20 protein-coding genes are annotated in these 25,413 nt (G+C 59.1%); 12 read left to right on the top strand and 8 right to left on the bottom strand.

The window, feature by feature from the left end; translation table 11 throughout:
• Positions 1-2: 2 nt before the first annotated feature.
• Positions 3-1,118, top strand: coding sequence for a polyamine ABC transporter substrate-binding protein (locus AB3226_RS15115; protein ID WP_367373612.1), 1,116 nt, complete (start codon positions 3-5; stop codon positions 1,116-1,118).
• A gap of 15 nt (positions 1,119-1,133) precedes the next feature.
• Here AB3226_RS15115 and AB3226_RS15110 read toward each other — a convergent pair whose 3' ends face one another.
• Complete coding sequence (locus tag AB3226_RS15110) at positions 1,134-2,687, bottom strand: PLP-dependent aminotransferase family protein (protein WP_367373611.1); 1,554 nt, start codon at positions 2,685-2,687, stop codon at positions 1,134-1,136.
• Between the two features lie 90 nt (positions 2,688-2,777).
• Here AB3226_RS15110 and AB3226_RS15105 point away from each other — a divergent pair, with 90 nt between their 5' ends.
• The 3 genes from AB3226_RS15105 to AB3226_RS15095 are packed head-to-tail and all read left to right on the top strand — an operon-like array spanning position 2,778 to position 4,546.
• A complete protein-coding gene (locus AB3226_RS15105; RefSeq protein ID WP_367373610.1) occupies positions 2,778-3,401 on the top strand; it encodes an FMN-binding negative transcriptional regulator in 624 nt (207 codons plus the stop codon).
• 9 nt (positions 3,402-3,410) lie between these two features.
• Positions 3,411-3,857, top strand: a complete 447-nt coding sequence (locus AB3226_RS15100) for an N-acetyltransferase family protein (protein WP_367373609.1) — start codon at positions 3,411-3,413, stop codon at positions 3,855-3,857.
• Between the two features lie 17 nt (positions 3,858-3,874).
• A complete protein-coding gene (locus tag AB3226_RS15095) occupies positions 3,875-4,546 on the top strand; it encodes a GNAT family N-acetyltransferase (protein ID WP_367373608.1) in 672 nt (223 codons plus the stop codon).
• Between the two features lie 115 nt (positions 4,547-4,661).
• On the opposite strand, the gene AB3226_RS15090 is transcribed toward AB3226_RS15095, so the two are convergent.
• Positions 4,662-5,558, bottom strand: a complete 897-nt coding sequence (locus AB3226_RS15090; protein WP_367373607.1) for a homocysteine S-methyltransferase family protein — start codon at positions 5,556-5,558, stop codon at positions 4,662-4,664.
• Positions 5,559-5,669: 111 nt separating this feature from the next.
• Here AB3226_RS15090 and AB3226_RS15085 point away from each other — a divergent pair, with 111 nt between their 5' ends.
• The 3 genes from AB3226_RS15085 to AB3226_RS15075 all read left to right on the top strand — a co-directional run bounded on the left by AB3226_RS15085 (position 5,670) and on the right by AB3226_RS15075 (position 9,785).
• Positions 5,670-6,491, top strand: a complete 822-nt coding sequence (locus AB3226_RS15085; protein WP_367373606.1) for an ABC transporter substrate-binding protein — start codon at positions 5,670-5,672, stop codon at positions 6,489-6,491.
• A complete protein-coding gene (locus AB3226_RS15080) occupies positions 6,488-7,324 on the top strand; it encodes an amino acid ABC transporter permease (protein ID WP_367373605.1) in 837 nt (278 codons plus the stop codon). Before AB3226_RS15085 ends, AB3226_RS15080 begins: the two co-directional genes overlap by 4 nt.
• Before the next feature lie 319 nt (positions 7,325-7,643).
• The gene (locus AB3226_RS15075; protein ID WP_367373604.1) at positions 7,644-9,785 is read left to right on the top strand and encodes an autotransporter domain-containing protein; all 2,142 of its coding nucleotides are present in this window, start codon (positions 7,644-7,646) and stop codon (positions 9,783-9,785) included.
• A 190-nt stretch (positions 9,786-9,975) separates the two neighbouring features.
• On the opposite strand, the gene oadA is transcribed toward AB3226_RS15075, so the two are convergent.
• Together oadA and AB3226_RS15065 are read right to left on the bottom strand one after the other, a co-directional pair.
• Positions 9,976-11,784, bottom strand: a complete 1,809-nt coding sequence (gene oadA / locus AB3226_RS15070; protein ID WP_367373603.1) for a sodium-extruding oxaloacetate decarboxylase subunit alpha — start codon at positions 11,782-11,784, stop codon at positions 9,976-9,978.
• A gap of 11 nt (positions 11,785-11,795) precedes the next feature.
• Positions 11,796-13,211, bottom strand: a complete 1,416-nt coding sequence (locus AB3226_RS15065; RefSeq protein ID WP_007896523.1) for an acetyl-CoA carboxylase biotin carboxylase subunit — start codon at positions 13,209-13,211, stop codon at positions 11,796-11,798.
• Between the two features lie 190 nt (positions 13,212-13,401).
• On the opposite strand from AB3226_RS15065, the gene AB3226_RS15060 reads away from it, so the two are divergent.
• Positions 13,402-14,364 (top strand): LysR family transcriptional regulator, encoded by a 963-nt coding sequence (locus AB3226_RS15060; protein ID WP_095052338.1) that lies wholly within the window; start codon positions 13,402-13,404, stop codon positions 14,362-14,364.
• Here the strand turns inward: AB3226_RS15060 and AB3226_RS15055 are convergent.
• From AB3226_RS15055 to AB3226_RS15045, 3 genes are all read right to left on the bottom strand, one after another.
• Positions 14,306-14,518: a PA3496 family putative envelope integrity protein gene (locus AB3226_RS15055; protein WP_367373602.1), complete on the bottom strand. Its 213-nt coding sequence runs from the start codon at positions 14,516-14,518 to the stop codon at positions 14,306-14,308. The genes AB3226_RS15060 and AB3226_RS15055 overlap by 59 nt on opposite strands.
• Before the next feature lie 250 nt (positions 14,519-14,768).
• Positions 14,769-15,635, bottom strand: a complete 867-nt coding sequence (gene hexR / locus AB3226_RS15050) for a transcriptional regulator HexR (RefSeq protein ID WP_007896526.1) — start codon at positions 15,633-15,635, stop codon at positions 14,769-14,771.
• Positions 15,636-15,906: 271 nt separating this feature from the next.
• Positions 15,907-18,780: an EAL domain-containing protein gene (locus tag AB3226_RS15045; protein ID WP_367373601.1), complete on the bottom strand. Its 2,874-nt coding sequence runs from the start codon at positions 18,778-18,780 to the stop codon at positions 15,907-15,909.
• Between the two features lie 257 nt (positions 18,781-19,037).
• Between AB3226_RS15045 and uvrD the strand changes: the two genes are divergently transcribed.
• The 3 genes from uvrD to AB3226_RS15030 all read left to right on the top strand — a co-directional run bounded on the left by uvrD (position 19,038) and on the right by AB3226_RS15030 (position 22,930).
• A complete protein-coding gene (gene uvrD / locus AB3226_RS15040; protein WP_367373600.1) occupies positions 19,038-21,221 on the top strand; it encodes a DNA helicase II in 2,184 nt (727 codons plus the stop codon).
• A 292-nt stretch (positions 21,222-21,513) separates the two neighbouring features.
• Positions 21,514-22,386, top strand: coding sequence for a Tim44 domain-containing protein (locus AB3226_RS15035; RefSeq protein ID WP_367373599.1), 873 nt, complete (start codon positions 21,514-21,516; stop codon positions 22,384-22,386).
• A gap of 136 nt (positions 22,387-22,522) precedes the next feature.
• Positions 22,523-22,930 (top strand): SMI1/KNR4 family protein, encoded by a 408-nt coding sequence (locus tag AB3226_RS15030; RefSeq protein ID WP_008007803.1) that lies wholly within the window; start codon positions 22,523-22,525, stop codon positions 22,928-22,930.
• Positions 22,931-22,952: 22 nt separating this feature from the next.
• Here the strand turns inward: AB3226_RS15030 and AB3226_RS15025 are convergent, their stop codons facing one another.
• A complete protein-coding gene (locus tag AB3226_RS15025) occupies positions 22,953-24,716 on the bottom strand; it encodes a cation:proton antiporter (RefSeq protein ID WP_367373598.1) in 1,764 nt (587 codons plus the stop codon).
• 197 nt (positions 24,717-24,913) lie between these two features.
• Between AB3226_RS15025 and AB3226_RS15020 the strand changes: the two genes are divergently transcribed.
• Positions 24,914-25,396, top strand: coding sequence for an acyl-CoA thioesterase (locus tag AB3226_RS15020; RefSeq protein WP_007896533.1), 483 nt, complete (start codon positions 24,914-24,916; stop codon positions 25,394-25,396).
• Positions 25,397-25,413: the final 17 nt, after the last annotated feature.

Here is a 25,413-nt window from a genome sequence, read left to right as displayed (position 1 = left end):
AAATGAACCGACTCAAGCGTTTTATCGCGCCAGCGCTCTTCCCCACAGTGCTATGCGCCACGTTACTCAATGGTGCTGTTCACGCTGAAGAACGCACCTTGCGGGTGTACAACTGGTTCGACTACATCACCCCCAAAGCGCTGGAAGACTTCAAAGCCCAAAACACCCAGACCAAACTGGTCTACGACATCTTCGACACCAACGAAGCATTGGAGGCCAAGTTGCTGACCGGCAACTCCGGTTACGACGTGGTGGTGCCGTCCAACGTGTTCCTCGCCAAGCAGATCGAAGCCGGGGTGTTCCAGCCGCTGGACCGCAGCAAACTGCCGAACTGGAATCACCTCGATCCGAAGCTGATGAAGCTGATCGAAGCCAACGACCCGGGTAACAAATTCGCCGTGCCGTACATGTACGGGACCATTCTGATCGGCTTCAACCCGGACAAGATCAAGGCGGCTTTGGGCGACAACGCACCGGTGGACAGCTGGGACCTGATCTTCAAGGAAGAGAACATCCGCAAGCTCAAGCAGTGCGGCGTAGCCCTGCTCGACTCGCCGTCGGAGATCCTGCCGCTGGCCCTGCAACACCTGGGCCTGGACCCCAACAGCAAGAAGCCGGCGGACTACGCCAAGGCTGAAGCGCTGCTGATGAAGATTCGTCCGTACATCACCTACTTCCATTCGTCCAAGTACATGGCCGACATTGCCAACGGTGACATCTGCGTGGCGGTCGGTTACTCCGGCAGCTTCTCCCAGGCCGCCAACCGCGCCAAGGAAGCCAAGAATGGTGTGATCGTCGACATGCGCCTGCCCAAAGAAGGCGCGCCGATCTGGTTCGACATGCTCGCGATCCCCAAAGGCGCGAAAAACCCGGAAGACGCTTACACCTTCATCAACTACTTGCTGCAACCTCAGGTCATTGCACCGGTCAGCGACTTCGTCGGTTACCCGAACCCGAACAAGGACGCCACGGAAATGGTCGACCCGGCGATCCGCAACAACCCGAACCTGTACCCGACCGAAGCGGCGATGAGCACGCTCTACACCCTGCAACCGTTACCTCGCGATGCTGAGCGGGCGCGGACCCGCGCCTGGACCAAGATCAAGTCCGGCACCTGATCCGGGTGGCGTGGCTCACACCGGAATCCAGATCTCCTTGAGCCTCGCCAGTGCCGATTCGATAGCCGCCTCCGGCACTGCGGCGAACCCCAGGACCAGCCCCGCTCGCTGGTCCTCGGGGAGCGTCGTATCTGGCAGCCAATAACTGCTCAGTCCATTAACCTCCACCCCGACGCTGGTGGCTTGTTCGATCAATTCGCGCTCACGAGCCATGCTCTCGACACGTACCGTCAGGTGCAAACCGGCCGCCACACTGGGTAGCTTACCGACGCCCGGGATATCCACAGGCCAGCCATTGAGCAAGACGTTACGCCGACTCAATGCAGCACGGCGCATACGCCGGATGTGTCGTTGGAAGTGCCCGGCCGCCATGAACTCAGCCATTACCGCTTGAGTGCTGACCTCCGAGTGCCGCACGTCCACCGCACGACGCTGGGAGAACGCCTCAACCAATCCGGGAGGCAATACCAGATAACCCAGTCTTAATGCCGGGAATGCGACCTTGCCGAAGGTGCCGACATACAGCACCCGCCCCTGCCGATCGAGTGCAGCCAACGGTGCCAGTGGCGCGCCGCTGTAACGGTATTCGCCATCGTAGTCGTCCTCGACGATCCAGCCTTGGGTGCGTTCGGCCCAGGCCAACAATTCAAGACGTCGCGCCAGACTCATGACCACCCCGGTCGGGTACTGATGCGACGGCGTGACGTAAGCCAATCGACAATCGCTGAGCGCCGCCAATTCGGTGCAATCAATGCCCTCACTGTCCACCGCTATCCCGTGCAATCGCGCGCCGGCAACAGCGAACGCATGACCCGCCGCTCGATACCCCGGATTTTCAATGCCCACTCCATCGCCAGGCTCCACCAGCAACTGTGCACAAAGGCTAATCCCCTGTTGCGCGCCACTGGTGATCACTATTTGCTCAGCCGAGCACTGCAGACCCCTTGAGCTGCGCAAGTAGGCCGCAATCAATCCGCGCAAGCGTTCATCACCCGCCGGATCGCCATAACAGAGTTGCCGTAAATCCGGCTTACGCCAGAAAGCCGCGTTCAGCTTGGCCCAGACCTCGAAGGGAAACAGATCAAAGGCCGGAACGCCGACACGAAATGCCCGAGGCGGACCACTGGGAGGCAAGGCCAAATGGTTCTTTTCAACCCGACCCAAAGCACCGTTGTGGATAACTTTACTGGATGAAAGCACAGGTAAATCCAGCCAATCTGTGGATAAGGCTGTGGGTAACCCTGTTGAAAACCCTGTGGATACTTTTGTGGATAGTTTTTTCACCGACAGCGCGGCTTTAGGCAATTGCGCGACATAAGTCCCGTCACCCACACGCCCCTCGATGAAGCCCTCAGCGTAAAGCTGATCGTAGGCACGGACCACGCTGTTACGGGAAATCGATAACGCCGCCGCCAGATCGCGACTGGCCGGCAGTCGTGTGCCGCTGGCCAGTCGCCCGTCGAGCACACGCACCCGTAGCGCTTGATAGAGCTGACGACTCAGGCCCAGACGGCGGTCAAGTTCGATACCCGCGGGGTTGAATGAAGAAGGAAGCGGCGTGTTCGACATGATAATGGACCTATGAAATTGGTCATTAATGGCTCTTACAACAGACCAATAGCCTGCCTAGGATGCAGGCATTCGCCAAGGAAAACTTCCATGTACACGCCCGGTTCTTTCGCTATCGATGATTTGAATGAACTGCATCAGCAGATTCTCGGGACTCGTCTCGCGGTCTTGGTCACCCACGGTGAGCAAGGCCTGCAAGCCAGTCATCTGCCATTGCTGCTGAATGTCGACCACGGCCCGAATGGCACTCTCTACGGGCACCTCGCTCGGGCCAATCCACAATGGCGGGAATTGCAGAACGGCGCCGAGGCGCTGGTGATTTTTGCCGGTGCCGATGCCTACGTCAGCCCGGGGTTTTACCCGAGCAAAGCCGAGCATGGCAAAGTCGTGCCGACCTGGAATTACGTTGCCGTGCACGCCTATGGCATGGCCGAAGTTTTCACCGACGCCGATCGCCTGCGCAATCTGGTCAGCACTCTGACTGATCGCCATGAGTCGGGTCGCACCCATCCATGGAAAGTCGCCGATGCCCCCACCGACTACATTGATGGGATGCTCAAGGCCATCGTCGGTTTTGCCTTGCCGATCCAGCGTCTGGAGGGTAAACGCAAGCTCAGCCAGAACCGCAATGCTGCAGACATCGCCGGTGTGCGCGAGGGGCTGGCCGCCAGCCCTGATGTGCATGACCAGGCCCTCGCCCACTTGATGCGTTAAGGAACCCACATGAGTCAGATCGACATCCGCCAAGTCACCGCCGACGATCACGCTGCCTGGCTGCCGTTGTGGCAAGCCTACTTGCGCTTCTACAACACCGAATTGCCCGATGCAGTCACCCAGAGCACCTGGCAGCGCCTGCTCGATCTGGGTGAGCCGACCCATGGGGCGCTGGCCTGGGCCGATGGCAAAGCGGTGGGCATGGTGCATTTCATCTATCACCGCTCGAACTGGAGCATCGAAAACTCCTGTTATCTGCAAGACTTGCTGGTGACGCCCGAAACCCGTGGCACCGGTGTCGGTCGGCAACTGATCGAATTCGTCTACACCACGGCCAAGGCCGATGGCTGCTGCAAGGTTCATTGGCTGACCCACGAAACCAACGCCACCGCGATCCAGCTCTATGAGCGCATCGCCGAGCGTCCCGGCTTCATCCAGTTTCGCCACGCCCTATAAGGTTCAAGGAGAGCAGCATGTCGACTTCACTCGCGGACTGGAAAGGCGTTCCGCCGCCCTCGGTTCAGCTGATCGAAGGGCGTTTCATCCGCCTGGAAAAACTTGACCCGCCCCGTCACGCCGACGGCTTGTGGAAAGCCCTCGAAGGCCCGGGCTCGGATCCGAAACTCTGGGACTATTTGCCTTACGGTCCGTTCCCGGAGCGCAGCGCGTTCAATGATTGGCTGAACAACCACGCGGCCAACAGCGACCCGTATTTCTTCACGGTGATCGACCGCGCCAGCGGCGACGTGCAGGGTATTCTCAGCCTGATGTCGATTGTCCCTGCTCAGGGCCGCATCGAGATCGGCCATGTGACCTTCGGCGCAGCCATGCAACGCTCACCAAAAAGTACCGAAGCGGTTTACCTGCTGGCCAGGGAATCCTTTGAGTTGGGTTACCGGCGTCTGGAATGGAAATGCAATAACGGCAATGCCCGCTCCAAGTACGCGGCCGAGCGGTTGGGGTTCAGTTTTGAAGGGGTTTTCCGTCAGCACATGGTGGTCAAGGGTCAGAACCGAGACACGGCGTGGTATTCGATTCTGGATTCGGAATGGCCGGCGATTGGCGCAGGGTTCGAGCGGTGGCTGTCCGATGAAAACCAGACGGAATCGGGACAGTTGAAAACGTTGGTGGAGTGCCGCACCTGATGATCGTTCCCACGCTCCTGCGTGGGAATGCAGCCACGGACGCTCTGCGTTCGATCCGGAAGGCGACGCAGAGCGTCGCCGGATGCATTCCTTTGCCGCGCGTGGGAACGATCTTTCAAACCAGTTTCTGGGCGAGCACCGCAATGTGCTCCGGCCCGATCCCGCAGCAACCGCCCAAATGGCTGGCCCCGCGCTTCTGCCACTCGGCCGCCCACTGCAGGTAGCCCGGCGGATCGAGATCGTCGCGCAACGGGTCCAGACCGTCATTGGCCGTGGCCTCTTTCGGCTGCGGCGGGAAGGCATTGGCGTACGCGCCGATGTGAATCTTCACACCCAAGCGTTCGAACGTTTCCCGTGCCGCATCAATCGCAGCGCCGATCACTTCTGGCTGGCTGCAGTTGAACAGCAAGGTCTCGACGCCCAACTCAGCCGCCACCGCGGCGGCCTCAGCCACGGGCTCACCCGAACGCAGACGCGGCACTTCGTCGGTGTCTTCATCCTTCAAGGTAAACGACAGCCAGAACGGCTTGCCGTCCTTCGGCAGACCGGCATGGATCGCCTTTGCTTCGGCAGTCGAACTCTGGGTTTCGGCCAGCCATAAGTCGACATGAGGCGCCAGTCCATTGACCAGGGGCGCCAGCAGTTCAGTTACGCGAGCAGCGTCGAACAGGTCCGGACGATAGGAGCCGAACAAGGGTGGCAATGAACCGGCCACACGCACCGGTTTGCCCGCCGCATCGACCGCACGACGGGCCAGTTCACCGGCCAACGCCGCAAGCGCCTGACCCTCAGCGGCAAAACGCTCTTCACCAATATGGAACGGCACCACTGCGTAACTGTTGCTGGTGATCACGTTGGCACCGCTTTCAATATAAGCCGCGTGCACCGCCTCTACGGCTTGCGGCGCCTCGCTCAAGGCCAGCGCCGACCACTCGGGCTGCCTGAACGGCGCCCCTCGGCGTTGCAGCTCCCGACCCATGCCGCCATCCAGAATTACCGTATTTGCGCCCATATGCTTTTCACTCATAAGCTTATGAAAATAACTCACTATCAGAGTCCTTCTTATAACTATTTAATACGCACCACTCGGTTAATAACAACCTCTTTTTTTCAGGGATCAACTGTGAAATTTCAACCACTGCTGGCCCTGGGCCTGACGATTTTGGCTGCCTCTACCCAAGCCTTTGCGGGCGCCACCCTGGATCGCATCGAGCAAAAGAAAGAACTGGTGGGCGTGCTGATGGAAAGCTATCCACCTTTCTCGTTCCTCAACGATCAAAACCAGCTCGACGGTTTCGACGTCGACGTGGCCAAGGCCGTGGCGGACAAACTGGGCGTCAAGCTGCGCCTCGAAACGCCGTCCTGGGATGTGATCGCCGCCGGCCGCTGGAGCGGGCGTTACGACATCTGCATCTGCTCCATGACTCCGAGCAAGGCCCGCGCCGAAGTCTTCGACTTCCCGGTTGAATACTACGCGTCCCCTGCCGTGATTGTGGTCAACGCCAAGAACGACAGCATTCACAGCGCCAAGGACCTGAGCGGCAAAAAAGTCGGCCTCACCAGCGCCTCCAGTTATGAAAGCTACCTGAACAAAAACCTGGTGATCGAAGGCGCCGAAGACACCCAACTGCAGTACCCGTTCGAGAACGTGCAGATCGCCCCGTATGACACCGACAACGTGGCCTTCCAGGATTTGGGCCTGGGCGCTGGCGTGCGTCTGGATGCGATCCTCACCAACCTTGTCACTGCCCAACCACGCCTGAATGAAGACAAGCGCTTCAAACTCGCCGGCCAGCCGCTGTACTCGGAGCCGAACTCGGTGGCCATCGAAAAAGGCGACGTGCAGTGGAACAGCAAAGTGCGTGAAGTTTTCGCTCAGTTGAAACAAGACGGAACCCTGAGCAAACTGTCGCAAAAATGGATTGGCGCCGACATCAGCAAATGACTTCTTTCCCCAAACCACCTCAGCCGCCGCAACCAGTGGCTGAGTCATTGCTGCAACGGATTTTCGGTTTCCGCACGCGGCTGTACCTGACCTGGGCGGCGATGTTCGGCTTGTTCGCGAGTTTCTTCCTGAGCTTCGACCTGAAGTTCTCGATCATCCTCGATAAACTGCCGAACCTGATCGGCCTGCACCTGGCGCCCAACGGCTTTCTGCAAGGTGCGGCGCTGACATTGTTTTTGTGTCTGTGCTCGATCGTGACGTCCTCGCTGCTAGGATTCATCACCGCCCTGGCGCGGCTGTCGAAAAGCGCCGTGGCGTTCGGTATCGCGAGCTTCTATGCCTCGTTCTTTCGCGGCACACCGCTGCTGATTCAGATACTGCTGATCTACCTCGGCTTACCGCAATTGGGCATCGTGCCGGGCGCCATCGCCGCGGGCATCATCGCGCTGTCGCTGAACTACGGCGCTTACCTGAGCGAAATCTTCCGCGCCGGCATCCTCGGTGTCCCCCATGGCCAACGCGAAGCATCATTGGCCCTGGGCATGCGCGAAACCGTGATCTTCTGGCGCGTCACCCTGCCCCAGGCCATGCGCACCATCATCCCGCCCACCACCAACCAGTTCATCTCCATGCTCAAAGACTCGTCACTGATTTCGGTGATGGGGGTTTGGGAAGTGATGTTTTTGGCGCAGTCGTATGGGCGCTCGAGCTATCGCTATATTGAAATGCTGACGACGGCGGCGATTATTTATTGGTTGATGTCGATTGGATTGGAACTGATTCAGGCGCGGATGGAGCGGCATTATGGGAAGGCGTATTTGAGCCGTAGTTAGGTTAAAAGCCAAAAGATCGCAGCCTTCGGCAACCCCTACAGGGTACGCGCCGGCCCAATGTAGGAGCTGCCGAAGGCTGCGATCTTTTGATCTTTAACATGCGGCAGATGCGTTTTTGGCAATGCGATAGCCCTCTTGTCTTGATTCGTTGTCAGAAAAAGCATCAGCTCAAACGGGCAAAAACAGTCCTCCTCAAACGACTGGCCATTTTCTACACAACCCATCTGACAACCCCCGCAAGCCCGCCGGAAGCGGCTGACATCGGTACCTATAGCCTCCCTCTTAGAGTTTGGTCTCTATTCAAAAGAGGCTGTACTCGATGCCCGTTCAATACAAACACCGACCACATCACCTTGCTTTAGCGATTGCGCTGGCACTGGGTTGCACTGATTTCGCAATTGCCCAGCAGATCCCTGAAGCGCCCACCCCGGCTGAAACACCGAATGATCTGATCGTGACACTCGATGCCTTCATCAGCGATCCAGAAACCATTCGGACCACAGTCGCCAAGGGATACAAAGGAAAGAACGAGCCAGCGCTTCAACTGACCGATGCAGATGATCTGATCACTGTTCTCCCCCGGGGAAGTTTTAGCGGGTTATTGGATGGCGGGGGCGGAACCAATGTCCTGCAACTCGATGCTCCTAAAGGAGGCACGCTGGGTGAAACCCGGAACATCAATGGACTGGAGGTCAAGCAGGGAAGCTGGACCCTCAAAAGTACAGATTTCTCTATCGGTGCGCTGGTAAGACCCAACGCAGCACTGATCAATGAAGGTCATATTGAGGGCAAAGTACTGACCTTGGGCCGCGTGGAAAACAAAGGCAAGATTGGCGGCGACGCCTTCGTGCTTTCCACAGGCAGCCTGACCAACCTGGGCATTATCGGAGGTAACGTCGACGTCAGTGAGCAAGGCAGTTTTGCCGGTGATGGCAGCGTTGGTGGTCTGGCAGTACGAGGCCGTCTTAACGTCGACAAATTACACGGAGCCCCGACGGTAGCGGGTGATCTGAAACTGTCTAGCACAGCCGTATTGGTCTATGGAATTACTGCCAACGCTCCTGGCGAGACCATCAACGTCAAGGGTACCGCCAGCCTCGGCAATGCAACCCTGAAGATCGTCGCTGCCCCCAATGACTACCCGCAAAGCAGCCAGCACACGATCATCAGGGCCGAAAACCTCGTGGAGGGCGAATTCGGAGCCATTGAAAACAATCTCGCGTTCATGACTCCTACCCTGCAGTACCACAAGAAAGAAGTAGGCCTGACCTACGCACGCAACGAGGTGCCATTCGAGAGCGTTGCGACCACCGAAAACGGTCGAGAATTTGCTCGCAGTCTGAAGGAACCAATCAGTCCAGCCGCGCCGTCGTCTACCCGCACGGAAAACGCTCCTGTGGCTCAACAGCCATCCAATGCCGCCGTTACCGCCCTGCTCGCTTCCAACAAGGAAACAGCTTCACAGGCTATCGAGCTACTGGCCGGCGACAGCAATGCGAACCTCGCAAAGGCGACGCTGGCCAGTGATAGTCCGGTAGGTTCCAGCATGCTCTCGGCCATGCGCCAGCTGGATAGCGCCAGTGCCTACAGCAATCCCGACAAGCGAAACAACGCACCACGCTTGGCCGCCGGCGGCAGCGAAGACGACGGCAGAGTCTGGCTACAAGCGCTTGGGCATAACGGGAAACTGGATCGCGACGTTTATCCCCTGCAGCACACAACCGAGGGCCTGTTGCTGGGAGCGGATTGGAGAATCGACGAGGAATGGCGCTTGGGGGTGATGGGCGGCAAATCCCGGACTCGGTTGGATAGCAGCGAACTCGACGGAGATCTCGACAGCTGGCACCTCGGGGCCTATGCATTGCGCCAGGACGGCCCGATGTCACTTCGCCTTGGCGCGACTTACAGCAACCACGACGGCAGCAACACACGCCAGATAGCCTTCGCGGGCTTCAGCGACCGCCCCAAGGGCAGCTACGACGCCAGTACCCAGCAAGCCTTCGTTGAGGTGGGTTACAACCTGGGCCGCGCTAACGCCAGCATCGAACCGTTCGCCAGCCTCGGCTACCAACGCTATCAGCGCGATGGCTATACCGAAAAAGGCGGTGCTGCGGCGCTGAAAGTCCATGAGCAAGCCCAAAACAACATGAACAGCACCTTTGGCCTGCGTCTGGCGAAGGTCAACACGCTGGGTAACGGCATGCAACTGACGCCGAGATTCAGTGCCGGCTGGAAACATACGTACGGTGAGGTCTACACCAAAACCCGTCAGCAGCTGGTCAATGGCGGCAACAACTACTCCGTTTACGGTGCGGAGCTGGATCGCGACAGCGTGTTGCTCGATGCGGGACTGGATCTTGGGGTTTCGACAAACCATACAGTTGGCGTTGGCCTCACCGGCGAGATCGCCGGTGATAGCCGCAATCATGGCGTGATGGGGCAATGGCGAATGGCATTCTGATAAAGCCGCTCTCACTGACTTGATGCAGAACCTGTGGGAGCGAGCCTGCTCGCGAATGCGGTGTGACATTCAGCATCATGGTTGGTTGATACTCCGCTATCGCGAGCAGGCTCGCTCCCACATATCGGGCGAAAAAAAAGGGGAGCACATGCCCCCCCGAGGTTTAAAACGGTATATCGAGGCTGTTAACTCAGCCTTCGATCTCGATCAGGATCTCGCCCGGATTCACCCGGTCGCCCTTGGCCACGTGGATGGCGGTGACTTTGCCGGCGATGGCCGATTGGACTTCGGTTTCCATCTTCATCGCTTCGGTGATCAGCACGGCCTGGCCGGCTTTCACGGTGTCGCCTTCCTTGACCAGCACATCGACGATGTTGCCCGGCATGGTGGTGCTGACGTGGCCCGGTGCAGTGGCTTGCTTGCGCTTGCTGCTGCCACCGCTGACGAACTCGTTGAGCGGTTCGAACACCACTTCTTCCGGCATGCCGTCGATGGACAGATAGAAGTGGCGCTTGCCTTCCGACTTGACGCCGACACCGGTGATGTCGACGCGGTAGGTTTCGCCGTGAACGTCGATGACGAACTCGGTCGGCACGCCTTCGCCACCGACCGACGCCACGCCGCCCGCTTCCGGAATTGGCAACAGCACCTCTGGTGTGAGGGTGCCGGCTGCGCGTTCTTCGAGGAACTTGCGGCCGATGTCCGGGAACATGGCGTAGGTCAGCACGTCTTCTTCAGACTTGGCCACGGCGCCAATTTCGGCACGCAGCTTGGTCATTTCCGGCTTGAGCAGGTCAGCTGGACGGACGTCGATCACTTCTTCGCTGCCGATCGCCTGACGACGCAGTTTTTCGTTCACGGTGCCCGGCGCTTTGCCGTAGCCGCCTTGCAGGTAGAGCTTCACTTCGTTGGTGATGGTCTTGTAGCGCTCGCCGGCCAGCACGTTGAAGAACGCTTGGGTGCCAACAATCTGCGAGGTCGGCGTCACCAGAGGTGGGAAGCCGAGATCTTCGCGAACGCGCGGGATTTCCGCCAACACTTCGCTCATGCGGTTCAGGGCGCCCTGCTCTTTCAACTGGTTGGCCAGGTTGGAAATCATCCCGCCCGGTACCTGGTTGACTTGCACGCGGGTGTCAACGGCGGTGAATTCGCTTTCAAACTGGTGGTACTTCTTGCGCACGGCGTAGAAGTACAAGCCGATTTCCTGCAACAGCTCCAGGTTCAGGCCGGTGTCGTATTCGCTGCCTTTAAGGGCAGCGACCATTGATTCGGTGCCCGGATGGCTGGTACCGGAAGCGAAGCTGGAGATCGCGGTGTCAATGTGATCGGCACCGTTTTCGATGGCCTTGAGTTGGCACATGGTGGCCATGCCAGCGGTGTCGTGCGAGTGAATGAACACGGGCAGCGATTGCTCGGATTTCAATGCCTTGACCAGTTCGCCAGTGGCGTACGGGGTCAACAGGCCGGCCATGTCCTTGATCGCCACGGAATCACATCCCATGGCTTCCATTTGCCTGGCTTGCGCCACGAACGCGTCAATGGTGTGCACTGGGCTGGTGGTGTAAGCGATAGTGCCTTGAGCGTGTTTGCCGGCCGCTTTCACCGCTTCGATGGCGACTCGCAGGTTACGCACATCGTTCATCGCATCGAAGATGCGGAACACGTCGATGCCATTGACCGCAGCCTTGGCGACGAAGGCCTTGACCACGTCGTCGCTGTAATGGCGGTAGCCCAGCAGGTTCTGGCCACGCAGGAGCATTTGCAGACGCGTATTAGGCAAGGCCGCGCGCAGTTGGCGCAGGCGCTCCCACGGGTCTTCTTTCAGGAAGCGTACGCAGGCGTCGAAGGTCGCGCCGCCCCAGCATTCCAGCGACCAGTAGCCGACTTTGTCGAGCTTGTCGCAGATCGGCAGCATGTCTTCGGTGCGCATGCGGGTGGCGAGCAGCGATTGGTGGGCGTCGCGCAGGATTGTGTCGGTAACGTGGATTTTTTTAGTCATTGGAATATTCCTCACAGGCCTGCGTGGGCGGCGATGGCGGCGGCGATGGCCAGGGCCAGCTCTTCGGGTTTGCGCTTGATCGAGTAGTTGGTCAGTTCAGGGTGGCTTTCAACGAAGCTGGTGTTGAACTGGCCGCTACGGAATTCCGGGTTACGCAGGATTTCCTGGTAGTACGCGGCGGTGGTCTTGACCCCTTGCAGACGCATGTCGTCCAGAGCTCGCAAGCCACGGTCCATCGCCTCTTCCCAGGTCAGCGCCCAGACCACCAGTTTCAGGCACATGGAATCGTAGAACGGCGGTATGGTGTAACCGGTGTAGATCGCCGTGTCGGTGCGCACACCAGGACCACCGGGCGCGTAGTAACGGGTGATCTTGCCGAAGCTCGGCAGGAAGTTGTTTTTCGGGTCCTCGGCGTTGATCCGGAACTGCAGCGCGAAACCGCGGTGCTGGATGTCTTCCTGCTTCACCGAAAGCGGCAGGCCGGACGCGATGCGAATCTGCTCGCGAACGATGTCGATGCCAGTGATTTCTTCGGTGATGGTGTGTTCCACCTGCACCCGGGTGTTCATTTCCATGAAGTACACCTCGCCCTCGGCGAGCAGGAACTCCACGGTGCCGGCGTTCTCGTAACCCACAGCCTTGGCCGCACGCACCGACAGATCGCCGATGTAGGCGCGCTGTTCCGGGGTCAGTTGCGGGCTCGGGGCGATCTCGATCAGCTTCTGGTTGCGACGCTGGATCGAGCAATCACGCTCGAACAGGTGCACCACGTTGCCAAAGCTGTCGCCGAGAATCTGCGCTTCGATGTGTTTCGGATTGACGATGCATTTTTCCAGGAACACTTCCGCCGAACCGAAGGCCTTGGTGGCTTCGGAAATGACCCGTGGAAAGGCTTGTTCGAGTTCTTCGCGGCTGTTGCAACGACGAATACCGCGGCCGCCGCCCCCGGAGGTGGCCTTGAGCATCACCGGATAACCGATGCGATCGCCTTCGGTCAGGGCTTCTTCGATGCCCGACACGTTGCCTTCGGTGCCCGGCGTGACCGGTACGCCAGCCTTGATCATGCTGCGGCGCGCTTCGGTCTTGTCGCCCATGCGGCGAATCACTTCAGCCGATGGACCAATGAATTTGATACCGCGTTCGGCGCAGATGTCTGCCAGCTCGGCATTTTCCGAAAGGAAGCCGTAACCGGGGTGCAACGCATCGCAACCGGTTTCCACCGCCAGGTTCACCAGCTTGCGCGGGTTCAGATAGCCGGCCAATGGCTCGGCACCGATGCTGTGGGCCTCGTCCGCACGCTTCACATGCAAGGCATGGCGGTCGGCGTCGGAATAGATCGCGACCGAGCGAATGCCCATTTCGGCGCAGGCACGCACGATTCGTACGGCAATCTCACCACGGTTGGCGATCAGGATCTTTTTTATCACTTGGAGGTTCCCTTGAGCCGGTGGTACCCACGACCTGTCAGACCAGGTCGACGCGTGACCAAATATTTCAATTCAGTCGCAGCTCCACACTAGCCTTCGCAAAGGATTAACAAAAATGAATAATAATTGGGTTACACATAAGCAAAGACTTATAGTTGAGGCATCAGCCTCCGCTCAGGGTCTCTAGAAAATGCGTAAGTCATTGATGCGTATGACGTTGCGTCAATTGCAGATCTTCAATGAGGTGTGCGACTTAAGGTCCTACAGCCGCGCGGCCGACGAAATGTCGCTCACACAACCTGCCGTGAGCCTACAGATTCGTCAACTCGAAGAGCTGATCGGCCAACCTTTATTCGATTACGTCGGCAAAAAACTCTACATGACCGAGGCGGCCGAAGCACTGCAGCGCGCCAGCCGGGACATTTTCGGGCGCCTGGAAAACCTCGATATGCAGCTGTCGGACATGCAAGGCTCATTGCAGGGTCAGCTGAAACTGGCGGTGGAATCCAGCGCCAAGTATTTCGTGCCGCACCTGTTTGCCGCCTTCAAGCGCCAGCACCCGGAGGTGAATCTGCAACTGACGGTGGTCAACCGTGGGCAGGTAATCCGGCGCCTCTCCGACAACCGCGACGATCTGGTGATCATGTCCATGGTGCCGCAGGACATGGGGCTGGAGTTCTTGCCATTTCTCAACAACCCGATTGTCGCCGTAGCACCACCGGATCATCCGTTGTGCCACATGGGCCCACTGCGCTTACAGGATCTGGAGCCTTACACACTGCTATTGCGCGAATCCGGCTCCGGTACGCGATTGGCGTGCGAAGAGTATTTCAAAGAAAAGCGCGTGCACTTCAACCAGACCCAAGAAGTCTCATCGGCCGAAGCCCAGCGTGAATGCGTGCTCGCGGGTCTGGGCCTGGCGCTGTTGACGCGCCATGCCCTGAACCTTGAATTGGCAACGGGCGGATTGATCGAGTTGCCGGTCGAAGAACTGCCGCTGTACCGCAGTTGGTGCCTGGTCCAGGCAAAAGCCAAACGGCTGTCACCGGTGGCGCACGCATTTCTTGCGTTTATCCGCAGCGAGCGGATGCAGATCAGCGCCCTGGTTGAGCGTTTCGACGGGAAGTTACGGGAGCTGCCTGCCAGTAATTGAGTTCGAGGTCGTCAGGAAATTCGCCAATTTCCGCCAGAAGCTGACGGCGCTCGCTGCGATCTTCGATGGCACGGCGAAATTCCATGCGGCGCTGATCTTCTTGCTGACGACGGGTTTTGACGGCGCTGTTGCGTTCTTCGTAGGGCTGAGCCATTTCGAGTCTCCCAAGGCGAGTACGGGAGTTACAAGATAGGTGCGAGGGATGACGGTTTGGCGGCGGGAAGGTTACAGCGGTGTGAACATTGGCAGATGACAGGGGTGTTTTTGAGGACGCCTTCGCGGGCAAGCCCGCTCCCACAGGGACCGGTGGTGTTCACTCATTCTGTGCAACACAGCCGATCCTTGTGGGAGCGGGCTTGCCCGCGAAAAGGTCGGAACGACCTTCCGGCAATGTCAGATCGGGCTCAATCGTCGAGGGCTTTTACTGACTTGGGCGACAGCCGCAAGCTGCGAAGGCTGCGTTTGACGCTCTTGAGGTGATTGACCAGGCTCGGACCGCGGGCCATGGCCACGCCCATCGCCAGCACATCGATCACCACCAGGTGCGCGATGCGCGACGTCAGCGGCGTGTAGATTTCGGTGTCTTCATGCACATCGATCGCCAGGTTGACGGTCGACAGCTCGGCCAACGGTGTCTGGCTCGGGCACAACGTGATCAACGAAGCTCCGCTTTCGCGCACAAGGTTGGCGGTGATCAACAGGTCCTTGGAACGCCCCGATTGGGAAATGCAGATCGCCACGTCGCTCGGCTTCAGGGTAACCGCCGACATCGCCTGCATGTGCGGGTCGGAATACGCCGCTGCAGTCAGCAGCAAACGGAAAAACTTATGCTGGGCATCCGCCGCCACGGCGCCCGAGGCACCGAATCCATAGAACTCGACACGCTGGGCCTGAGACATCAGCGACACCGCCCTCTGCAACTCCACCGGATCGAGTTTCTCGCGAACTTCCATCAGCGTGTGCAGGGTGGTGTCGAAGATTTTCAGGCTGTAGTCGGCGACCGAATCGTCTTCATGGATCGCGAACTGCCCGAAACTCGCGCCAGCCGCCAGGCTCTGCGCCAGTTTCAGCTTCAAATCCTGAAACCCGGAGCAACCGATGGCGCGGCAAAACCGCACGATGGTCGGCTCGCTGATGCCCACGCTGTGGGCCAGGTCGGCCATGGAACTGTGCATCACCGCCGCAGGATCAAGCAGCACGTGGTCGGCGACCTTGAGCTCCGACTTGCGTAACAGGTGGCGTGACTGGGCGATGTGTTGCAGCAGATTCAAAGGGGCGGACTCTTTGTTATTGGCAGGTGCCGGGGATGTAGCACGCTTGTAGTTATACTACATGAATCGGCATTTTGCCTGCTCAATGCGTAACTCAATGTCCCCATTTCATGCGACATGCGCTCCATGTAGCCCTCTCGGTCCTTGTAGCAGCATGTGAAGCCTGCGTTCGGCTGCGAAGCCGTTGTGAAGGTGGATGCGGTTTAACAGGAAAAGTCCGGTAAGCAGGTTTACGACTGCGTTGCAGCCGAACGCTGCCTTCGGCAGCGGGCTACAAAGGATTGGCGTCGCGACGTAAAAGCTCGGCCAGGTCGGCGGCCTCGACCGGACGGCTAACCCAATAGCCCTGCACTTCATCGCAGCGCTCGGCTTTCAGAAATTCCAGCTGTTCCGGTCGCTCGACGCCTTCAGCCACCACTTTCAGCGACAAACCATGCGCCATGGCGATGATCGCCCGGGTGATCGCCGCATCCTCACTGCTCTCCCCCAGCCCGCGGATAAATGCCTGATCGATTTTCACGTAGTCCACGGGGATGCGCTTGAGATAGCTCAAGGACGAATAGCCAGTGCCAAAGTCGTCGATGGCCAGTTTCACTCCAAGGTCGCGCAACTGCTGGAAGGTCGCAATGATGTGCTCGACACTGTCCAACAACTGGCTCTCGGTGAGCTCCAGTTCCAGGTAATGCGGCGCCAGGCCGGTTTCCTCCAGCACCTGACGCACCAGGCTGACCAGTTTTCCCTGACGCAACTGATGCACCGACAGGTTGACCGAGACCCGAATCGGCTCTAGTCCCTGACGCTGCCACTCACACGCTTGCCAACAGGCCTGGCGCAAAACGAACTCGCCTATAGCGCCGATCAGCCCGGTTTCCTCGGCCAGACCGATGAAATCCCCCGGCGGTACCTGACCCAGGATTGGGTGATTCCAGCGTACCAACGCCTCGGCGGCGTTCAGCCGGCCGGTGGCGAGGCAGAGTTTCGGTTGATAAAACACTTTCAGCTGCTTTTCTTCGATGGCTTTGCGCAACTGGTTCTCGAGCTGCAAACGCTCGAGCGTGCTGGCTTGCAGGCTGTCTGTATAGAACTGGAAGTTGTTGCCGCCCAAGTGTTTGGCATGCTGCATGGCCATGTTCGACTGGCTGACCAGCGCGGAAATATCCCGCGCGGTGTCCGGCAACAGGCTGATGCCCATGGACGCGCTCATCACCAATTCATGCCCCTCGACGGTGAGCGGCAAACGCAGTTTGGTCGACAATCGGGTCGCCACCCGCGCCAGGCTCGACAAGTTGCCGTAGGTATCGAACAGCACTGCAAACTCATCGCCGGACAGCCGGGCGATAGTGTCCGCTTCCGGCAGTGCATTGACCAACCGTCGGGCCATTTTTTGTAACAACTCATCGGCAATTTCGTGGCCGAGGCTATCGTTGAGCAGCTTGAAACGGTCCAGATTGATGTGCAGTAACGCCAGACTGCGACGACCGCCCTGGCGCCCACGCTGATGAGCCTCGTGCAGCCGTTCGCGGAACAACGAACGGTTGGCCAGCCCCGTGAGTTCATCGTAATGAGCGAGGTAGCGCATACGTTCTTCGGATTCACGCCGAGCGGACAGATCGGCGAAGAAGCCGACGATATGACTCACATTTCCCCGCGAATCGCGCACGGCATTCAGTTGCAGCCATTGCGGATACAGCTCGCCATTCTTGCGGGCTTCGACCAGCTCGCCCTGCCAGCTACCGTCCTGCTCCAGCGCCTGACGAATCGTCGCGTAATGCCGGCGGGCATCGCGGCTGCAGGGCAACTCGACCACGTTGCGTCCGAGCATGTCATCGATGTCATAGCCGGTAACCCGACTGAAGGCCTGATTGACGGCAATCAGCGCGTAATTCGGGTCCAGAATTACAATGCCTTCGCTGGCGGCCTCAAACACCGTCGCCGCCAGTTGTCGCTGTTGCTCCAGACCCTTGCTGGCGCTGATGTCGCGACGGGTGCCGACCATGCGGATCACCCGGCCGTTTTCACTGCGCTCAACCGCTCGACCACGGTCCTCGATCCAGACCCAATGGCCATCGCCATGCCGCACCCGATACTCGATCTGATAATCCTCGCTACGCCCCTTCAAATGCTCGACCAGCGCCCGCTTCAGCGATGGCAAGTCGTCGGGGTGCAGCCTGGGCTTGAGGTGGCGGAGCATCGCCGTCACGTATTCTGGCTCCAGACCAAACAGCTCCTGGAGTTGCGTGTGATGAACTTCGTCTGTCTGCAGGTTCCAGTCCCACAACCCGAGTTCGCTCGCCTTCAATGCCAGCGCCAGCCGCGCTTCGCTTTTGCTCAAGGCGTGGTTGGCGGCGTCCAGCTCCAGACTGCGTTGTGCGACCCGGTTTTCGAGGTCGACCTGAGTTTCACGTAATTCGTCTTCGGCGCGGCGACGCTGGTCGATTTCCTTGCCCAGCTCCTGATTGAGCTGATCACTACGACTTTGCGCCTGCTGCAAATGCTCGATCAGGGCCTGATTTTGAAAACGCCGCAGCAACCCCTGATCGATCAGCCGATTGACCTGCCAGGCAACCACGCTCAGCGAGCCCAGCAAAATCAGCCCGAACCAGCCCCAGCCCTGTTCCTGCTCATCCCCGCCCCAGAACAGATAGCCGATGGCCGGCAACAGACAGGGCAAGGTAAAGGATAGAAAAGCCGGCAGGCTGACGGCATAAGCAACGCTGGCCGAGAGTGCCGCGGCGCCGATCAGGCCGAATACCCAGGCTTGTTGCATGAAATTATCAGCGGGCACCAACGCGATGCCGGCACCGGCCAGGGTCAGGCCTGTCATCGCCGAGCCGAGGAAGAACATACGACGCCAGACCGGATGCGCCTGACGATTGGGAATCGCCGAATCGAAGGCCGCGACTTGAATCACCCGCAATGCCACCAGCGACAATAGCCAGATCAGCCAGACGCTGACCATGAAGTAACGCTGCGGGCTCCAGAGCAAGCCGGCGCACACCAGACCGTTGATCAGCATGAACAGCGTAGGCAACAGCGAACCCTGGTACAGCAGACGCGTGCGTTCGACCGCCATCTCCATGGCGTACTGTTTGCGGATAACCCGGGGCTCCACAGAGGGGCCCGACAGGTCGGAGCTGAAGGTCATAGGCAATGTTCTTGTTCTTATAGTGAGCATGCGAGCCCGAATTGTGGACGGAGCATACACAAGCAAATGCCCGGACCAAACAGCCCAAGGTCATAAAGTAGACGAAAGTTTGAGCCGCCTGCCTTGGTAAAAAAGCCGCCAGACGAGCTCCGCCCATGCTTGCAGCTGGTGACCGACCAGTCGTCATCGGTGCTTCTTTCATCGGCTAATGCAAAGCTCGGTTTGCCCGGTGTGACGGCGCACCCTAGAATGCCCCGATGCGCGATGATCTCTCCCTTCTGCTGAACTCCCTCAACGATGCCCAACGTCAGGCCGTAGCTGCCTCCGTGGGTCGTCAGTTGGTCCTGGCCGGTGCTGGTTCCGGTAAAACCCGAGTGCTGGTGCACCGTATCGCCTGGTTGATCCAGGTCGAAAACGCCTCGCCCCACTCCATTCTGTCGGTGACCTTCACCAACAAGGCCGCTGCCGAGATGCGTCATCGCATCGAGCAGCTGATGGGTATCAACCCGGCCGGCATGTGGGTCGGTACCTTCCACGGCCTGGCGCACCGCTTGCTGCGGGCGCACTGGCAGGAAGCAGGCCTGAGCCAGACCTTCCAGATTCTCGACAGCGACGACCAGCAACGGCTGGTCAAGCGGGTGATCCGCGAGCTGGGGCTGGACGAGCAACGCTGGCCGGTCCGGCAGGCCCAGTGGTTCATCAACGGGCAGAAAGACGAAGGTCTGCGTCCGCAACATATTCAGGCCAGTGGCGATCTGTTCCTGGCCACTATGCGCAGCATTTATGAAGCCTACGAGGCCGCGTGCCTGCGCGCCGGTGTCATCGACTTTTCTGAACTGCTGCTGCGCGCCCTCGATCTGTGGCGCGATAACCCGGGCCTGCTCGCCCATTATCAGAAGCGCTTCCGGCACATTCTGGTGGACGAATTCCAGGACACCAACGCCGTGCAGTACGCCTGGTTGCGTCTGCTGGCCAAGGGTGGCGACAGCCTGATGGTGGTCGGCGACGACGATCAGTCGATCTATGGCTGGCGTGGCGCGAAAATCGAGAACATTTATCAGTATTCCGACGACTTCCCGGATGCCCAGATCATTCGTCTGGAGCAAAACTACCGCTCCACAGCCGGGATCCTCAAGGCCGCCAACGCCCTGATCGCCAACAATACCGGGCGCATGGGCAAAGAGCTGTGGACCGATGGCGGCGAAGGCGAAGCGATCAATTTGTACGCAGCCTTCAACGAACACGACGAAGCACGCTACGTGGTTGAAACCATCGAAAGCGCGCTGAAAACCGGCTTGGCTCGTAGCGATATCGCGATTTTGTATCGCTCCAACGCCCAATCGCGCGTTTTGGAAGAAGCCTTACTGCGTGAGCGCATTCCGTATCGCATTTATGGCGGTCAGCGCTTCTTCGAACGGGCAGAAATCAAGAACGCCATGGCGTACATGCGTTTGTTGGAAGGCCGTGGCAACGATGCGGCCCTCGAGCGGGTGATCAACGTTCCGGCCCGTGGCATCGGTGAAAAAACCGTCGAAGCCATCCGCGATCATGCACGCCACAGCCATGTGTCAATGTGGGAAGCCATGCGTCAGCTGGTGGCCAACAAAGGCCTGACCGGTCGCGCTGCCGGTGCTCTTGGGGCATTTATGGAGCTGATCGAGAACCTCGCCGCCAAATGCCTGGAAATGCCGTTGCATCTGATGACCCAAACCGTCATCGAGCAGTCGGGACTGATTGCCTACCACCAGGCGGAAAAAGGCGAGAAAGGCCAGGCCCGGGTAGAAAACCTTGAGGAATTGGTCAGCGCCGCGCGCAACTTCGAAAATCCGGAAGAGGATGAAGAGCAGTCGCCATTGGCGGCGTTCCTCGGTCACGCCTCGCTGGAGGCCGGAGATACCCAGGCTGACGAACACGAAGACAGCATTCAGTTGATGACCCTGCACAGCGCCAAGGGCCTGGAATTCCCTTACGTGTTCCTGGTGGGTATGGAAGAAGGCCTGTTTCCGCACAAGATGAGCCTGGAAGAACCCGGCCGTCTTGAAGAGGAACGCCGCCTGGCCTATGTCGGTATCACCCGGGCGATGCAGAATCTGGTGCTGACTTATGCTGAAACCCGACGCCTGTACGGCAGCGAGACCTACAACAAGGTGTCGCGTTTCGTACGTGAAGTGCCGAAAGGCCTGATCCAGGAAGTGCGGCTGTCCAACAGCGTCAGCCGTCCGTTCGGCGGTGGCCAGCAACAGAGTTCCAGCAGCCTGTTCGGCGGCAGCGAGATCCCGGACACCGGTTTCAGCCTCGGCCAGACTGTGCGGCATTCGGTGTTCGGCGATGGCGTGATCCTGAACTTCGAAGGCGCTGGTGCTCAGGCGCGGGTGCAGGTGAATTTCAGCGAAGGCAGCAAGTGGTTGATGCTGGGTTACGCCAAGCTGGAAGCCATCTAAAAGCGACCGAGCGCTTTTGTGGGAGCGGGCTTGCTCGCGAAGAACGATGACGCGGTGCCTCTGATACACCGAGGTGCTGCCTTCGCGAGCAAGCCCGCTCCCACAGGTTGATACCCTGACTCCTACAGAACTCATCCACTCATCCTACAGACCAAAATCAACAGGCCTTATTGCGCTGACTGAAGCTGAACACAACCTGTCAGGCAAAAGCCCGAAACACTCTGCCGCTAGCCAGTAACACTTCAGCTGTGCAACATGGCGCGCGTGCCATCCACAAATGGGAATTCCCTTTATGAAACGTTTTCTTAGCATCGCCATGGCGTTGTGCATCGGCCTGACGATGAGCCTGGACGCCAACGCCAAGCGCTTTGGTGGCGGCAAGAGCTCCGGCGCTGCGCCGACTCACCAGACCAGCCAAATGGCTCCTTCTTCTCCTGCAGGCGGCGCTGCGGCCACTGCGGGCGCGGCCGGTGCCGCTGGCGCTGCCGCCAAGGCCGGCGGTGCTTCGCGCTGGCTCGGCCCTCTGGCCGGTATCGCGGCCGGTGGCCTGCTGGCCTCCATGTTCATGGGCGGCGGCTTCCAGGGCATGCAGATCTTCGACATCCTGATCATGGCGGTCATCGCCTTCCTGGTCTTCCGCTTCATCGCCGCTCGTCGTCGCAAGCAGCAGGAGCACATGGCTCCAGCCGGCGCGCCGATGCAGCGTGAAGTGTTCGAACAGAAACCAGCAGCCATGGGTTCGATCTTCGGCGGCTCGGCGGCACCTGCTGCCGCTCGTCCGGTGATTAACGCGCCAGCCTGGTTCAATGAAAACAACTTCATTGAAGCGGCCCGCAACCACTTCCAGTCCCTGCAGCAACACTGGGACGCCAACGAAATGGACAAGATCGCCGAGTTCGTGACTCCGCAACTGCTGGAGTTCCTCAAGCGCGAACGTGCCGACCTGGGCGACGGCTTCCAGTCGACCTACATCGATAACCTCCAGGTACAACTGGATGGCGTTGATGACCGTGCGGACAAGACCATCGCCACCCTGACCTTCAGCGGCGTGTCGAAGTCCTCGCGTTTCGACCAGGGCGAAGTGTTCAGCGAAAGCTGGAACATGGAACGCCCACAGGGCGAAAACCAGCCTTGGCTGGTGGCCGGTATCCGCCAGAACGGCTGATCACTTCCCGCGTTGTACCTGTTGTAATAAAACCCCGGCCTCGGCCGGGGTTTTCTATTTCGCGGTTGCATCTATAGCGAGCTACTGTATAAACCGCCCCAACTAAACCGCGCCATCAAGCAAGAGGATCCCGGACGTGGAAGAAATCATCGAACAACTGCGTGAAGCCAACGAACCGGTACCGGTCCCCTTGGAATTGCCTGACGAAGATCAGATTGTGGAAATCGAAGAGCAACTGTTCATCGACATCCCGTTCGTCTTCAGAGAATTTTTGCTGACCGTCAGCGACGTGGTCTACGGCAGCCTGGAGCCGGTGACCGTCACCGATCCGCAGTCCCACACCTACCTGCCAGACGTTGCCGCCAACGCCTGGGACGCTGGCGTCGATCGCAGCATGATTCCGATCTGCCAGGACGGTGACAATTACTACCTGGTCGAAGAAGACGGCACCGTGGTGCTGTGGCTGGCTGAAGAAGAGCTGATCGCCGAAGAAACCTGGGAATCGGTATGGCACTGGGCGCGGGACGTCTGGCTGGAAAGCTGATCCACCCTGATGCGTCGAGTGGTCAATGCCCGGACGAGTCCTTGTGATTGTCCAGCGTTTCCAGCAAGGCCACCTGCATCCGCGTATGCACGCGGATGAACCAGCGCCAGAGCAGCGCCACTACGGCGGCTGCGACGATGACGATCAGCAGCAGCAACTTGTTGGTCGGCAGAATACTGGCCGACAAGGCTGCCAGCAGCAGGAAAATTACTAACAGCGAGAGTATCGGGATCACTTCGGCGATCACCCGACGCACTCGCTGTGTGTGGCGGCCAGCCATTTCCGGCTTCACACCCATCTCTGCCAGCAGCATCGACAGCGCCTTGAGCTTGCGATAGGCGGCGATCAGGAACGGCAGTGACAACAGCAACGCCCCGCCCCAGATCAACGCTTTCTGCCAGCTCGGATCGCTGATCCAGGCTTGCAGGTAAACGGACATGCGCTCGGCGAAGAACGCGCCCGAGAGAAAGATCGCAATCACCAACGCCAGATTGACCCCTACCTGCAACAGAATCCGCCGAATCATCGACGCCAACAGTGCGCCCTCGCCCTGAGGCTGAATGCTGCGCAGCCATTCGCCATACATCCCCAGCACACGGCCCAGACGCTGCGGCATCACTGCCGCAAGTTTGATCGACAGCGGATCAGCCGCGCGAATCAGATACGGCGTCAACAGCGTGGTGATCACCGAGACGGCCACCGCCACCGGATAAAGAAAGTTGCTGGTGACCTGCAGCGTCATGCCCAACGCCGCAATGATGAAAGAGAATTCGCCAATCTGTGAGAGCCCCATCCCCACGCGCAGTGAGGTGCGTCCGTCATTGCCGGCGATAAAGGCACCGAGGCCGCAGGACAGCATCTTGCCCAACACCACGGCCACGGTGATCACCGCGATTGGCCACGCATATTGCAGCAGGATCATCGGGTCGAGCATCAGGCCGATGGCGACGAAGAAAATCGCACTGAACAAGTCGCGAACCGGCTCGATCAACTGCTCGATCTTCAGCAATTGCCGCGATTCGGCCATGATCGCGCCAATCAGGAATGCGCCGAGGACCATGCTGTATTCAAGTTTGACCACCAACAGGCAGAAGCCGAAACACAGGCCCAGCACGGTGATCAGCAGCATCTCGTTGCTGTCGAATTTCGCCACGTAGGCCAGCAGTCGGGGCACCAGCAGAATGCCTGTAACCAGTGCGACAATCATGAACAGTGAAAGCTTGCCGACCGTGGAAAACACTTCGCCGGAACTGACGGTGCCGCTGACTGCGATGCTCGATAGCAACGCGATGATGCCGATGCCGAGGATATCTTCGACGATCAGTACGCCGAAGATCAGTTGGGCAAAACGCTCGTTCTTCATCTTCAGGTCGTTGAGCGCCTTGACGATGATGGTGGTCGAGGAAATCGCCAGGATCGCGCCGAGGAACAGCGAATCCATGGTATTCCAGTCGAACCAGCGGCCGATTTCATAGCCGATCCAGATCATCAGGACGATTTCCAGGAAGGCCGCGATGAACGCCGTGGCGCCAACCTTGAACAGCTTGCGCAGGCTGAACTCCAGGCCCAGGCAGAACATCAGGAAAATCACCCCGAGTTCGGCAAGGGTTTTGATGGTTGCTTCGTCGTGGATCAGGCTGAACGGCGGCGTGTGCGGGCCGATGATGAAACCGGCGACGATGTAGCCGAGCACCACCGGTTGTTTGAGACGATGAAAGAGCACGGTCACCACACCCGCGATCAGCATGATCACAGCCAGATCCTGAATGAAGCTGATGGCATGCATGGCATATGGCTCCTTGGGGTGGGCTTTTGAAGGGTAACACCGCGACTTCCGGCGGGAAGACGGTGCAATATATGGAAACAGATCGATTCGGGCGTGACGGCGGCCCCCCGCCCGGCGTCCCGATAACTGTTGGTTTGAAAAACCAAGCGCCCACAGAGGTGCAATCCCCAATCCTGCCTTGAACCCGTGAGTACGTTATGGAACCCGGAAACGCCCAGCTGTCGATGACGGTATTGATGACCCCCGACATGGCCAACTTCTCTGGCAATGTCCACGGCGGCACCCTGCTCAAATACCTCGATGAAGTGGCCTACGCCTGCGCCAGCCGTTATGCCGGTCGCTATGTGGTAACCCTGTCGGTGGATCAGGTGATTTTCCGCGAGCCGATTCACGTCGGCGAACTGGTGACCTTTCTGGCCTCGGTCAACTACACCGGCAACACCTCGATGGAGGTGGGCATCAAGGTTGTGACCGAGAACATTCGTGAACGCTCGGTGCGTCACACCAACAGCTGCTTCTTCACCATGGTCGCGGTGGATGACCAGCGCAAACCGGCCGCAGTCCCGCCGCTGCAACCGCAGAACAGTGAAGACAAGCGTCGGTACATGCAGGCGCAGCAGCGTCGGCAGATTCGTCAGGAACTGGAAAAGCGTTATCAGGACATCAAGGGCGACGCCTGAGGTGTTCGGTCTTTAGA

Source organism: Pseudomonas lini (assembly GCF_964063345.1).
Taxonomy (GTDB): domain Bacteria; phylum Pseudomonadota; class Gammaproteobacteria; order Pseudomonadales; family Pseudomonadaceae; genus Aquipseudomonas; species Aquipseudomonas lini_B.
Note: the sequence above shows the minus strand (reverse complement) of the source record. Positions and strands in the feature narration are given on the sequence as shown.

Excerpts from the sequence above, each read along its gene's own strand:
- AB3226_RS15110 (WP_367373611.1), bottom strand. The coding sequence starts at position 2,687 with ATGTCGAACACGCCGCTTCCTTCTTCATTCAACCCCGCGGGTATCGAA.
- AB3226_RS15055 (WP_367373602.1), bottom strand. The coding sequence starts at position 14,518 with ATGGCTCAGCCCTACGAAGAACGCAACAGCGCCGTCAAAACCCGTCGT.
- AB3226_RS15060 (WP_095052338.1), top strand. The coding sequence starts at position 13,402 with ATGCGTAAGTCATTGATGCGTATGACGTTGCGTCAATTGCAGATCTTC.
- oadA (WP_367373603.1), bottom strand. The coding sequence starts at position 11,784 with ATGACTAAAAAAATCCACGTTACCGACACAATCCTGCGCGACGCCCAC.
- AB3226_RS15035 (WP_367373599.1), top strand. The coding sequence starts at position 21,514 with ATGAAACGTTTTCTTAGCATCGCCATGGCGTTGTGCATCGGCCTGACG.
- AB3226_RS15095 (WP_367373608.1), top strand. The coding sequence starts at position 3,875 with ATGTCGACTTCACTCGCGGACTGGAAAGGCGTTCCGCCGCCCTCGGTT.
- AB3226_RS15080 (WP_367373605.1), top strand. The coding sequence starts at position 6,488 with ATGACTTCTTTCCCCAAACCACCTCAGCCGCCGCAACCAGTGGCTGAG.
- AB3226_RS15025 (WP_367373598.1), bottom strand. The coding sequence starts at position 24,716 with ATGCATGCCATCAGCTTCATTCAGGATCTGGCTGTGATCATGCTGATC.
- uvrD (WP_367373600.1), top strand. The coding sequence starts at position 19,038 with ATGCGCGATGATCTCTCCCTTCTGCTGAACTCCCTCAACGATGCCCAA.
- AB3226_RS15075 (WP_367373604.1), top strand. The coding sequence starts at position 7,644 with ATGCCCGTTCAATACAAACACCGACCACATCACCTTGCTTTAGCGATT.
- AB3226_RS15020 (WP_007896533.1), top strand. The coding sequence starts at position 24,914 with ATGGAACCCGGAAACGCCCAGCTGTCGATGACGGTATTGATGACCCCC.
- AB3226_RS15090 (WP_367373607.1), bottom strand. The coding sequence starts at position 5,558 with ATGGGCGCAAATACGGTAATTCTGGATGGCGGCATGGGTCGGGAGCTG.
- AB3226_RS15100 (WP_367373609.1), top strand. The coding sequence starts at position 3,411 with ATGAGTCAGATCGACATCCGCCAAGTCACCGCCGACGATCACGCTGCC.
- AB3226_RS15045 (WP_367373601.1), bottom strand. The coding sequence starts at position 18,780 with ATGACCTTCAGCTCCGACCTGTCGGGCCCCTCTGTGGAGCCCCGGGTT.
- AB3226_RS15105 (WP_367373610.1), top strand. The coding sequence starts at position 2,778 with ATGTACACGCCCGGTTCTTTCGCTATCGATGATTTGAATGAACTGCAT.
- AB3226_RS15115 (WP_367373612.1), top strand. The coding sequence starts at position 3 with ATGAACCGACTCAAGCGTTTTATCGCGCCAGCGCTCTTCCCCACAGTG.